Annotated in this window: 10 protein-coding genes and 1 other RNA gene; all 11 read right to left on the reverse strand. The window is 70.2% G+C overall.

The window, feature by feature from the left end; genetic code table 11:
• Nucleotides 1-758: FtsW/RodA/SpoVE family cell cycle protein (locus INE98_RS03740; protein WP_293536687.1), on the reverse strand; the 758-nt coding region annotated here is incomplete at its 3' end.
• The gene (gene murD / locus INE98_RS03745; protein ID WP_293536688.1) at nucleotides 755-2,173 is read right to left on the reverse strand and encodes a UDP-N-acetylmuramoyl-L-alanine--D-glutamate ligase; all 1,419 of its coding nucleotides are present in this window, start codon (nucleotides 2,171-2,173) and stop codon (nucleotides 755-757) included. The genes murD and INE98_RS03740, both read right to left, overlap by 4 nt.
• Nucleotides 2,174-2,183: 10 nt before the next feature.
• The gene (mraY, locus tag INE98_RS03750) at nucleotides 2,184-3,296 is read right to left on the reverse strand and encodes a phospho-N-acetylmuramoyl-pentapeptide-transferase (protein WP_293536690.1); all 1,113 of its coding nucleotides are present in this window, start codon (nucleotides 3,294-3,296) and stop codon (nucleotides 2,184-2,186) included.
• A complete protein-coding gene (gene murF, locus INE98_RS03755) occupies nucleotides 3,296-4,696 on the reverse strand; it encodes a UDP-N-acetylmuramoyl-tripeptide--D-alanyl-D-alanine ligase (RefSeq protein WP_293536692.1) in 1,401 nt (466 codons plus the stop codon). The genes mraY and murF overlap by 1 nt, the downstream gene beginning before the upstream one ends.
• Entirely contained in the window at nucleotides 4,693-6,150 is a 1,458-nt protein-coding gene (locus INE98_RS03760; protein WP_293536694.1) for a UDP-N-acetylmuramoyl-L-alanyl-D-glutamate--2,6-diaminopimelate ligase, read from the reverse strand. The genes murF and INE98_RS03760 overlap by 4 nt, the downstream gene beginning before the upstream one ends.
• On the reverse strand, nucleotides 6,147-7,958 hold the full coding sequence (locus tag INE98_RS03765) for a penicillin-binding protein 2 (protein WP_293536696.1): 1,812 nt from the start codon (nucleotides 7,956-7,958) through the stop codon (nucleotides 6,147-6,149). The genes INE98_RS03760 and INE98_RS03765 overlap by 4 nt, the downstream gene beginning before the upstream one ends.
• On the reverse strand, nucleotides 7,955-8,425 hold the full coding sequence (locus INE98_RS03770) for a cell division protein (RefSeq protein WP_293536698.1): 471 nt from the start codon (nucleotides 8,423-8,425) through the stop codon (nucleotides 7,955-7,957). The genes INE98_RS03765 and INE98_RS03770 overlap by 4 nt, the downstream gene beginning before the upstream one ends.
• On the reverse strand, nucleotides 8,422-9,351 hold the full coding sequence (gene rsmH / locus INE98_RS03775) for a 16S rRNA (cytosine(1402)-N(4))-methyltransferase RsmH (protein ID WP_293536700.1): 930 nt from the start codon (nucleotides 9,349-9,351) through the stop codon (nucleotides 8,422-8,424). The genes INE98_RS03770 and rsmH overlap by 4 nt, the downstream gene beginning before the upstream one ends.
• The gene (locus INE98_RS03780; RefSeq protein WP_293536701.1) at nucleotides 9,348-9,815 is read right to left on the reverse strand and encodes a division/cell wall cluster transcriptional repressor MraZ; all 468 of its coding nucleotides are present in this window, start codon (nucleotides 9,813-9,815) and stop codon (nucleotides 9,348-9,350) included. The genes rsmH and INE98_RS03780 overlap by 4 nt, the downstream gene beginning before the upstream one ends.
• A gap of 293 nt (nucleotides 9,816-10,108) precedes the next feature.
• An RNA gene (rnpB, locus tag INE98_RS03785) (RNase P RNA component class A) lies at nucleotides 10,109-10,494 on the reverse strand.
• Nucleotides 10,495-10,530: 36 nt separating this feature from the next.
• On the reverse strand, nucleotides 10,531-10,811 hold a 281-nt coding region (locus INE98_RS03790; RefSeq protein WP_293536703.1), incomplete at its 5' end, for a GNAT family protein.

Raw genomic sequence — 10,811 nt, forward strand, 5'->3', positions numbered from 1 at the left:
AGACCGCCGGCGGCGATAGCTTCCGCCGCCCGGTCGACCTGGTGGGTGTCGGCGGTCTCCGGATTCATGAAGCGGTCGACCCGGCTCGCGACATGAGGGAACATGAAATAGGTCGAAATCATCCCGGCGACGGACAGGGCCCCCATGCCCATGACCCAGGAAATCGGGACCCCCGCCATCCAGAATGCGGCGCCGAAGGCGATGGAGATCAGGATGGTCTGCCCGACATCGGGCTGGATCAGCAGGAGGGCGACCGAGATTCCGTAAAGAACGAAGGCGATGGTGACGCCCGGAACCCCCTCCCCCTTCTGCGCCTCGGCGAACATCCAGGCGACGAGGACGATCAGCGCCGGCTTCATGAACTCCGAGGGCTGAAGCGAAAATCCCCCGAGGTCGAGCCACCGCGTGGCGCCCTTGGCGCTGTGGCCGATGAACGGCAGGGCCGCCATGACCAGGATGGAGACGAGGAAGACGAAGAAGGCGACCCGTCGGACTCCGCGATCATCCAGCACGGAGGCGGCGAGGAGAATCGCCGCCCCGACCGCGGCGAAGACGCTCTGGCGGAGGGCGAAATGGAAGGGATCCGACAGGTTGAGCCGGGCCGCCGCAGCCGGGCTGGCGGCGAAGGCCATCATCACTCCGAGAACGAGGAGGATCCCGACGGCGCCCAGGAGCCACCGGTCCATGGTCCACCACCAGACGCCGATCGGCGACCGGTCGGAACGGGCGAAGGCGGCGTGGGCGGGATGAAGGCTCACGGCGTCGCGCCCTTCAGGCTCTGGGACTCGGCCAGGTCGAGGACCGCCGCGCGGAAGGCCTCGCCCCTCGCCTCGAAGTCGGCGAACTGGTCGAAGGAAGCGCAGGCCGGCGACAACAGGACCACGCCGCCTTCGCCCGAGGCCCGGGCGTCGGCAAAGGCCCGGCTCACGGCCGCGGCCAGATCGGCGCAGTTCACGTGTGCGGCCCGCCCTTCGAGGGTCCGGGCGAATTCCGGCGCCGCCTCCCCGATCAGGTAGGCGCAGGCGATCCGGGGGAAGAGATCGACCAGCGACTCTATGCCTCCCTCCTTGGCCCGCCCGCCGGCGATCCAGTAGACCCGGGGATAGCTGGACAGGGCCTGGCGCGCGGCGTCGCTGTTGGTCGCCTTGGAATCGTTGACGAAGCGGACCCCACGCACATGTCCGACGGTCTCCATCCTGTGGGCCAGTCCGGGGAAGCTGAGCAAACCCTCGGCGATCTCCGGGGCGGGGGCCCCAAGGCCGCGCACGGCCGCATAGGCGGCCGCCGCATTCTGCCAGTTATGCCGGCCGGGAAGGGATCGCGCCCTGTTGAGGTCGGCCACCTGGAGGGCGCGGTCCCCTGTTGCGTCATAAAGGACGCCCTGGAGGGCGTAGACACCCCTGCCGATCGCCTTGGAGGCCGACACCGGGACGATGGTGCGGCGGTTCGAGGCCTTGACCTCGGTGCACAGCCTCTGTCCCCAGGGATCGTCGACGCCGATCACCGCGGTGTCGCCGCCGCCCTGGTTCATCAGGATGCGGCGCTTGGCGGCGACATAGCCCTCCATGCCGCCATGCCGCTCCAGGTGGTCCGGGGAAATGTTGAGGAGAACCGAGACATCCGGCTTGAGGCTCGAGGTCAGGTCCAGCTGGTAGGAGGAGAGCTCCAGCACGTAGACGGCGCCGCCGTGCATGTCCGGAAGGTCCAGGACGCCGACGCCGATATTGCCGCCGATCCGGGTGTCCCGACCGGCGTGGCTGCAGAGGTGGCCGATCAGGGCGGTGGTGGTGGACTTGCCGTTGGTGCCCGTGATGGCGATGATCCGGGGACGCTTGTGGACCGGGGCGAGGTTGACGGTCCTCGCGAAGAGCTCGATGTCGCCGAGGATCTCGACACCGGCCTCCCGGGCCTTGCGCACGGTCCAGTGCGGCTCGGGATGGGTCAGTGGAACACCCGGGGACAGCATGAGCGCGTCGAACCCGGACCACTCGGCGGCCGACAGGTCGACGATCTCGAAGCCCTCCGCCTGAGCCGCCGCGAGGCCCTGGGCCCGTTCGTCCCAGACCGCGACCTCCGCGCCGCCGGCCGCGAGGGCGCGCGCGGCGGCCAGTCCGGTCCGGGCCAGCCCGAAGACGGCGACCGTCTTGCCTTCGAAGCCGCGAACCGGGATCAACGGCCCTCCCCTATCTCAGCTTCAGGGTCGCCAGGCCGAGAATGGCCAGCATGACCGAGATGATCCAGAAGCGGATGACGATGGTCGATTCCGACCAGCCCAGCTTCTCGAAGTGATGGTGGATGGGCGCCATCAGGAAGATTCGCTTCCCGGTGCGCTTGAAGTAGGCGACCTGGATCATGACCGAGAGGGTCTCGGCGACGAAGAGGCCCCCGACAATCGCCAGGACGATCTCGTGCTTGGTCGCCACTGCGGCGGCGCCCAGGGCGCCGCCAAGGGCGAGCGATCCCGTATCGCCCATGAAGATCTTGGCCGGCGGGGCGTTGTACCAGAGAAAGCCTAGCCCCGCGCCAATGACTGCGCCGCAGAAGACGGCGACCTCGCCGACGCCCGGAACGACATGGACCTGGAGGTAGCCCGCAAAGACCGCGTTCCCCACCAGGTAGGCGATCAGGCCGAAGGCTGCGGCGGCGATCATGACCGGGACCGTCGCCAGGCCATCCAGCCCGTCCGTGATGTTGACCGCATTGGCCGCCCCCACGATCACGAAGGCTCCGAAGGCCAGGTAGAACCAGCCAAGGTTGATGAGGACGTCTTTCAGCACCGGCAGGGCGACGCTGGTGTGGAGAACGGAGTCCGGCGCGATTTGCCGGCCCCACAGCACCATCATCAGGACCGCCGTTGCGGCCAGGAGGGTCTCGACCCCCAGCCGTAGACGCCCCGAGACGCCGGCCGAGCTCTGGCGCGTGACCTTGGCGTAGTCATCCATGAAGCCCAGGAGGCCGAAGCCCGCAGTCACCAGCAGGACCGCCCAGACATAGACGTTCGAAAGGTCACACCAGAGCAGCGCGCCTGCGCAGAGACCCGCGAGGATCATGACGCCGCCCATGGTCGGCGTACCGGCCTTCTCGACAATATGTCGCTCTATGCCTTCGGCACGGATCGGCTGCCCGCGCCCCTGCTTGGTCTGCATCCATCGAATGAAGCGGGACCCCATGAGGACCACGACCAGCTGGGCCGTGAAGAGCGCCATGCCTGTCCGGAAGGTCAGGTACTTCATCAGGTTGAGAAGGGGCAGGGAGACGCCGGCTGCAACCGCCTGTTCATAGAGCCAGTACAGCATCAGTCCGCCCCTCCGGCCCCGGATCCCACGGCGCGCAGCGCATCGGCCAGCAGACCGGCCCGCGACCCGTTGGATCCCTTGACCATGACCAGATCCCCCGCCGCCAGAGACGGGGGAATCATCGGCGCCAGCCCTGACGCCTCAACGGCGTAGCCGCCGCGCCGAGTCGAAGGAAGGGCGTCCCACAGGGATTTCATCAGAGGTCCGGCGCAGAACACCTGATCGACGCCGGCGTCCGCTATGGCCTGGGACAGGTCCGCATGGAAACGGGGCCCCTCCTCGCCGAGTTCCAGCATGTCGGTCAGGACGACGATCCTGCGCCCTGAAGACCTGCGCGCGCCCAGCGACCCGATGGTGGCGGCCATGGACAGGGGATTGGCGTTGTAGCTCTCGTCGATCAGGGTGAAGGCGCCGCCGCCGGGCAGCGGGACGACCTGCTCTGCGCCGCGACCGGGCAGGGCTATAAAGCCGGACAGGGCGGCGAGCCCCGTCTCCTGCGGAACCTCCAGGGCGTCGAGAAGCAGGAGGCTGCAGAGGGCGTTGAGCCCCCAGTGCGCGCCGGTCTGGGCCAGGGTGAAGTCGACCGTCCCGCCATCGATCTCGGACCGGATGACGCCGCGGCCGGCGTCGACCCGGAAGTCGAGAAGCCGGGCGTCGGCGCCCTCGGTCTTCCCGAAGGCGCGCACGGCGAGCCCCCGGGCCCGCGCCCTGGCGGCGAGGCATCCGAACCAGCGATTGTCCGCGTTGAGGACGGCGACCGCCCCCGGGGCCGCGCCGTCGAAGATTTCGGCCTTGGCGCGGGCGACCCCTGTCTCACCCTCCGGGAAATTCTCCACATGCACCGGCCCCACCGTGGTGATGGCGACCGCGTGGGGACGGACCATGCCCGACAGGGGCGTGATCTCGTCGGCGTGGTTCATCCCGATCTCGAAGACGGCGCGCTCGGTGTCCTCCGGCATCCTCGCCAGGGTCAGGGGCACGCCGATGTGATTGTTGTAGCTCTTGACCGAGGCGTGGGCCCGGCCCGCCATGGCGAGGCCCGCCGCCACCGCCTGAGTGACGCTGGTCTTTCCCACCGACCCGGTGACAGCGCCGCGCCGGGCGCCCACGGCGCGCTCGCGCGCAGCGAGACCCAGGGCCTGGAGGGCCAGGAAGGTGTCCTTGACAAGGACATGCGGCGCCTCGACCGGCCGTGAGGCCAGGACGCCGGCGGCCCCCGCCGCCATAGCTGTCCCGACGAAATCGTGACCATCCCGCACCCCGTCCAGGGCCACGAACAGATCGCCCGGCTCCAGCGTGCGGGTGTCGATCGAGACGCCCTGCACCCGGAAGGCCTGGTTGACCCGGCCGCCGGTCGCGCGGGCAATGGACGACGCCGTCCAGAGCGCGCGCCGGGTCATGCCTGCGACTCCAGAGCGGCCCTGGTCTCGGCGATGTCGTCAAAGGGATGGACGACGCCTGCGACGATCTGACCCTGTTCATGTCCCTTGCCAGCGACGACCAGGACATCGCCGCTCCGCAGGCCGGCGGCGGCGATGCGGATCGCCGCCCGTCGGTCCCCGATCTCCTCAAGGCCCGGGTGTCCCGCCCGGACCTCGGCCCGGATCACCGAGGGATCCTCGCTGCGGGGGTTGTCGTCGGTCACGATGGCGAGGTCCGCAAGGCGACCGGCCACCTCGCCCATGAGGGGCCGCTTGCTCCGGTCTCGATCACCGCCGGCGCCGAACACCACCACCAGCCTGCCGGTCACATGCGGGCGCAGGGCCGCAAGGACGGTCTCCAGGCCGTCGGGCGTGTGGGCGTAGTCCACATAGGCCTCGCCGCCACGGGGGCCGCCACCCACGTGCTGGAGACGGCCGGGCGCGCCGACCAGTCCCTCCAGGGCCGCAAAGGTCGCCTCGGGAGCCTCTCCGACGGCCAGGCTCAGCCCTGCGGCGGCCAATGCATTTGCAGCCTGGAAGGCGCCCGCCAGGGGCAGGTCGACCCTCCAGGTCCGGCCTTCCCAGCCAAGGGTCAGCACCTGGCCCCCCGGACGGGGGCTGCGCGCCAGGAGCCTGAGGTCGCGAGCGCCTTCCCCGAAGGTCAGAAGGTCGGCGCCGGCAAGGGTCGCCGCGGCGGCGAAGGCCGGAAAGGCCGGTGAGTCCGCGTTCAGGACCGCCGGAGCGCCGCGGGGCAGCAGGGTGTCGAAGAGGCGCAGCTTGGCGGCCTGATAGCTGGCCATGTCGCCATGATAGTCCAGGTGGTCCTGGGTGAGGTTCAGAAAGGCGGCCGCCGAGAGGCGCACCCCGTCCAGCCGCCTCTGGTCAAGGCCGTGGGAGGAGGCCTCCATGGCGAGGTCGGTCACCCCCTCGCTGGCCAGCTGGGCCAGGAGGGCGGCCACGTCGCCCGCGTCCGGCGTGGTCAGCCCGGCGGGGGTCAGCGCGCGATCCGGGAGGCCCGGACCCGAGACGAGAACACCCAGCGTTCCCATGCTGGCGGAGCGGTGGCCGCAGGCGGCGGCGATCTGCCGGCGGAATCCGGCCACCGAGGTCTTGCCGTTTGTGCCCGTCACAGCCGACACGACCTGCGGCTGGCGTCCATGGAAGGCCGAGGCGGCGAGGGCGTAGGCGCGACGGGGATCCTGGCTCACGATCACCGGGACCGAGAGGTCCGGCAGTTCGCGGCCACAAAGGATTGCGGCGGCGCCGGCGGCGACCGCCTGCGGGGCGAAGTCGGCGCCGTCCCGGGCCACTCCCGGAAGGGCGGCGAACAGGACGCCGGGTCCGACCTTGCGGCTGTCGGCGGTGACCCCGGTGATGTCCGGGTCGGCCGGCAGGTCCCGATTCAGGAGCTGGGACAGGCGCATCCGGGTCAACGCCCTGCAGCAGAGGAAGGCGCGGGCGCCGCAGGAGCGGACGCCTGCGGGAGACGGGCCGTCGATCCGGGGGCAGAGGGAACGGCGACCAAGCCGGCCGTCGCCGGAAGGGCTGCGACCTGCTCGAACCTTCTGTTGACCCCGAGGAAGGGCGCGATCCGGTCGATGACCTTTCCGGCCGTGGGGGCGGCCGTCAGCCCCCCGGTCCGGCCGCCGGACTCCGCGTCGGCCACGGGCTCGTCGATCATGATCAGGACCAGATACCGGTCGTCTCCGATGTCGCCATCGGTCGGAAACACCCCGGCGAAGGAGGCCAGCACCTTGTCGCGGACATACCGGCCTTCGATGACCTTCTCCGCAGAGCCGGTCTTCCCGCCGACACGAAGTCCGGCGGCGTTGGCCCGGCGTCCCGATCCCTCAAGGACATTCCGCCGCATCAGGCCCAGCATCTGCCGGGAGGTTTCCTCACGGATCACCCGGCGTCCTTCCGGGCGGGCGCCCGCCCGGACGGGCTGGAGGGTCAGGGGCAGGTAACGGCCACCGTTGACCACCGATCCGACGCCCGCCGCCAGGGCGACCGGCGAGACCGAGATGGCGTGGCCGAAGGACGTGGAGGCCACCGTATTGGGGTTCCACTCGCGGGGCAGGATAGGCCGGGCGGACTCCAGGAGCTCGATCGGGGCCGCCCGGAAGAGCCCGAAGGCCTCGAAGTACTGGGTCATGGCCGGACCGCCGACCTTGAGAGCGATCTGGCTCGCCCCGATGTTGGAGGACTTCAGGAAGATGTCCGTGACGGTCAGGTCGTGATCGGCGGCATGCAGGTCCCGGATGACCCGGGAACCGATCCGCTGGCCGCGCGTCGTCTGGAAAAGCGTCTCCAGAGTAACCTGGCCGGTGTCCAGCCCGACGGCGACGGTGAAGACCTTGAAGGTCGACCCCATCTCGAAGACCGAGGCGACGGCGCTGTTGCGAAGCTGATCGGCGGAAGCCTCACCTGCATGGTTCGGATCGAAGGTCGGCCAGGACGACATGGCCAGGACCTCGCCGGTCTGAACATTCGTGATGAGGCCGACGGCGCCCTTGGCCTGGAGCCTGGTGGCGGCGGCGGACAACTCGTCATCGAGGGCGGCCTGGACCCGCAGATCCACCGACAGGGGGGTGGGATAACGGTCGGCCGCGCCGGCCCGGATACGTTCGTTCAGGGCGCGCTCTGCTCCGGACAGGCCCTGTCCTCCGGTGTCGGAGAAACCGATGAGGTGCGCGCCGGACCCCGCCAGCGGATACAGGCGCCGGGGCTCCTGCTCAAAGACCAGGCCTGGCAGGCCAAGGGCGTGCACGCGCTCGCGTTCCGCCGGAGAGAGCGGGCCGGCGAGGAAGGTTCGCCGGGTCGCGGCCATCGCCCGGTCAAGCCGGCTCTCAGAGAGCTCGGGCAGGACCTCAAGCAGGGCCGCCCGGGTTTCCTTTCGGTCCCAGACATCCCGCGGATCGAGATAGAGGGTGTAGTAGGGCAGGTCCGCTGCAAGCAGGACCCCGTGACGATCGACCAGGGGCGCCCGGCCCGGCCCCTCCGATCCGCCCCCCCGGGTTGCGATCTCGAGACCCGGGAACAGGGCGAGGCGGGTGGCCCCCACCGCCAGGCAGAGAAACCCGACCACGAACAGCGCCAGAACGGCGAAGATCCGGAATCGGGCGTCATTCTCCGCCCGACCGGAGGCCCGCGCCTTCTCGAAGGCGCGCTCAAGCCCCCAAAGCCTCTCCTTGATCCAGCGCCAGCCGGGGGCGGGCATCCCGGGATAGGTCAGGCTCATGGCGTCGGGCTCCGGCCAGGGGCGGGGGCGGGGGCGGGGGCGGGGGCGGGAGCCGGCGCGGCGGCCGGAGCGTCCTCGGCGACCACTGACGTCTCGGCCGCGGCCTCCGGAAGGCCTGGCGCGGCGACGACCAGAAGCTGCGGAACCGCGGGCGCCGGCGCCTGGAGGGCGTCTGCGAGGCCCTCGGAGGTGATCTCCCGGCTCGACGCCACCGGCGCGAGGCCGCCATAGGTTCGGGCAAGGCTCGCCAGCCGTTCAGGTCGCTCCAGGTGGGCCACCTCGGCCTCCAGGACGAGAATCCGGTCGCGTTCCTCGGCGATGCTTCGCTCGGTGGCGGCGATCTGGCCACGCTCTCCCCCGGCCATGGTCTTGCCTAGGTAAACCCCGAGGATCAGCGAGACGAGGACCAGGAAGAGACCGACGTCGACAGTCCTGAAACCGAGGAGACGCCGCTCGAAGAGGGTCATGCCGCCGCCCTCCAGGCCGGGGCCGATGTCCGCTCTGCAGCCCGGAGCCGTGCGGACCGCGCGCGAGGGTTGGCGGCCATCTCGGCCTCGCCGGGCCCGCCGCTCCCCGATCCGAGCAGGCCGAAGCTTGGATCGGCGCCCCTCGGGGGCTCCGGGGCGTGCCGCGAGCCGCCGGGCGTGCGGCCGGACCGCTCGGCCAGGAAGGTCTTGACCCTGCGGTCTTCGAGGGAGTGGAAGGTCACGACGGCGAGGCGCCCGCCGGGCCGGAGGACGCGCTCGGCGGCCACAAGCCCGGCGTCAAGTTCGGCCAGCTCATCATTCACCGCGATCCGCAGGGCCTGGAATGACCGTGTCGCCGGATGAACCCGCGCGCCGCGACGCCCACCGAGGGCCCGCTCGATCACCTCCGCGAGATCGGTGGTGCGGGTGAAGGGTTGGGTGACCCTTCGACGAACAATGGCCGAGGCGATCCGCCGGGATTGCCGCTCTTCGCCATACAACCAGAGGATGCGCGCGATCTCCGCCGCTTCGGCGGTGTTGACGATGTCGGCCGCCGTCTCGCCGGCCCCGCCCATGCGCATGTCGAGAGGGCCGTCGCGCAGGAAGGAAAACCCGCGGTCGGGCTCGTCCAGCTGCATCGAGGAGACGCCCAGGTCCAGGGCCACGCCATCGACTGCACCGTCGCCCAGGACGTCGGCCATGGTGGAGAAGGGTGCGCAGATCAGAGTGAAGCCCTCTCCCAGACCCTCGGCAAAGCGGGCGGCGGACGGATCCCTGTCGAAGGCCGTGACCCGGGCGCCGGCGGCGAGGAAGGCGCGGGAGTAGCCACCCGCGCCGAAGGTGCCGTCCACCACGTGCCGCCCCGGCCCGGGCGCGATGGCGGCGACGACTTCCGCCAGGAGGACGGGAAGATGAGGCCCGGTCATCCGGCGAGCCCGGACCGCTGCGCCCTCTGGGCTGCGCGAAGCTGGGCGAGCCCCTCCCTGGCGGCCTCCCTCTGGGCGGAGCGATGGGCCTGGAAGGCGTCGCGCTCCCAGATCTGGAACCGGTCGCCAAGACCGACCACGACCACCCAGTCGGACAGGCCGAAGGCGTCGCAAAGGGTTTCGGGCAGGGTGATCCGGCCCGCCGTGTCGAAGCTGAGACGGGCCATGCCGCCAAGGATCGAGGTCTCGAGAGCAGAGCGCAGAGGGTCCCCGAAGTCGAGCTCCCCGATCACGCCGAGATAGCGATCGAACAGGACCTGGCCGCCACCCTCGATGCAGTCGGCCTCGATGGAGGGAAAACAGACCACCCCGTCGAACGGGCCGGCCACGGCGGCGCGGAACTCCTGCGGCACGACAATGCGCCGCTTGGCGTCCAGCTGCTTTTCGAACGTCGAGATAAACATCCCGCAGCGTCCCGCCCTGCAGCCCCTCTGGCTGCGCCCTTGCCAAGCCCGGGACAGTCTCGCCCGCGGCGGGAGCCGCGCTTGGAGGAGCCTGTTCAGGGTTCAAATGGGCTATCATGGGATCGAATGGGAAACAATGACCCGAAAATCTAGGATCAAGTCATTCCAGCCGATTCTGCTCTAGATATGGTTAATTTCCACCGCCTACCCACAAGACATACAGGGAACAGGGCTCCCCCAAGGTCTGTCCCGCAGGCCTTCTGTTGATAAATGGGGGGCGCCGGGACGAGCTGGAAACCAGACAGCCTGTAAGCCGGGTTCTGTGCCGCCCGCCGGAGCGGGCGCGGCGATCATTCCTCTGGACCGCCCATTGCTGGACGGTTCTCGCGACCTACCCGGACCCCTGGGCCTGCGACAGCCCTGCCGGATCGCTCCGGCGCGGGGTCCCTATTCGGTCTTGCTCCTGGCGGGGCTTGCCATGCCGTCCCCATTGCTGGGTCCGCGGTGCGCTCTTACCGCACCCTTTCACCCTTGCCCCGGCCGCGACCGGGGCGGTCTGCTTTCTGTGGCGCTATCCCTGGGGTCGCCCCCGGCGGGCGTTACCCGCCGCCATGTCGTAGTGGAGCCCGGACTTTCCTCCCCCGCCCCGAAGGACAGGAGCGACCGCCCGGCCGTCTGGTTCCGTTTGCAGCAGTGGCCCTCTGCGGGGCCGGCGTCAATCCGCAAGCCGGGCGAAGACCAGCTGGTCCCAGGCCTGGCCCTTCCAGTACCCCCGCCGGGCGAGGACGCCTTCCTGCTGGAATCCCATCCGCCTGAGCAGGGCGCAGGACCGTTCGTTCCCGACCGTCACCATGGCCTCGAGGCGCAGGAGGCCGAAGTCGGTGAAGCCCCGCACGATCACCGCCGGCATGAGGGTCGACATGTCCCCCCTCCCCCACTGGTCGCGGGCGAGGTCATAGGCGATCTCGCCCCAGCGCCCCCGGCCGCGCTCGATCC

The organism is Phenylobacterium sp. (assembly GCF_020253645.1).
In the GTDB taxonomy this organism is placed as follows: domain Bacteria; phylum Pseudomonadota; class Alphaproteobacteria; order Caulobacterales; family Caulobacteraceae; genus Phenylobacterium.

Coding starts and splice junctions, on each gene's coding strand:
- mraY (WP_293536690.1), bottom strand. CDS start 3,296: ATGCTGTACTGGCTCTATGAACAGGCGGTTGCAGCCGGCGTCTCCCTG.
- murF (WP_293536692.1), bottom strand. CDS start 4,696: ATGACCCGGCGCGCGCTCTGGACGGCGTCGTCCATTGCCCGCGCGACC.
- INE98_RS03765 (WP_293536696.1), bottom strand. CDS start 7,958: ATGAGCCTGACCTATCCCGGGATGCCCGCCCCCGGCTGGCGCTGGATC.
- INE98_RS03770 (WP_293536698.1), bottom strand. CDS start 8,425: ATGACCCTCTTCGAGCGGCGTCTCCTCGGTTTCAGGACTGTCGACGTC.
- rsmH (WP_293536700.1), bottom strand. CDS start 9,351: ATGACCGGGCCTCATCTTCCCGTCCTCCTGGCGGAAGTCGTCGCCGCC.
- INE98_RS03780 (WP_293536701.1), bottom strand. CDS start 9,815: ATGTTTATCTCGACGTTCGAAAAGCAGCTGGACGCCAAGCGGCGCATT.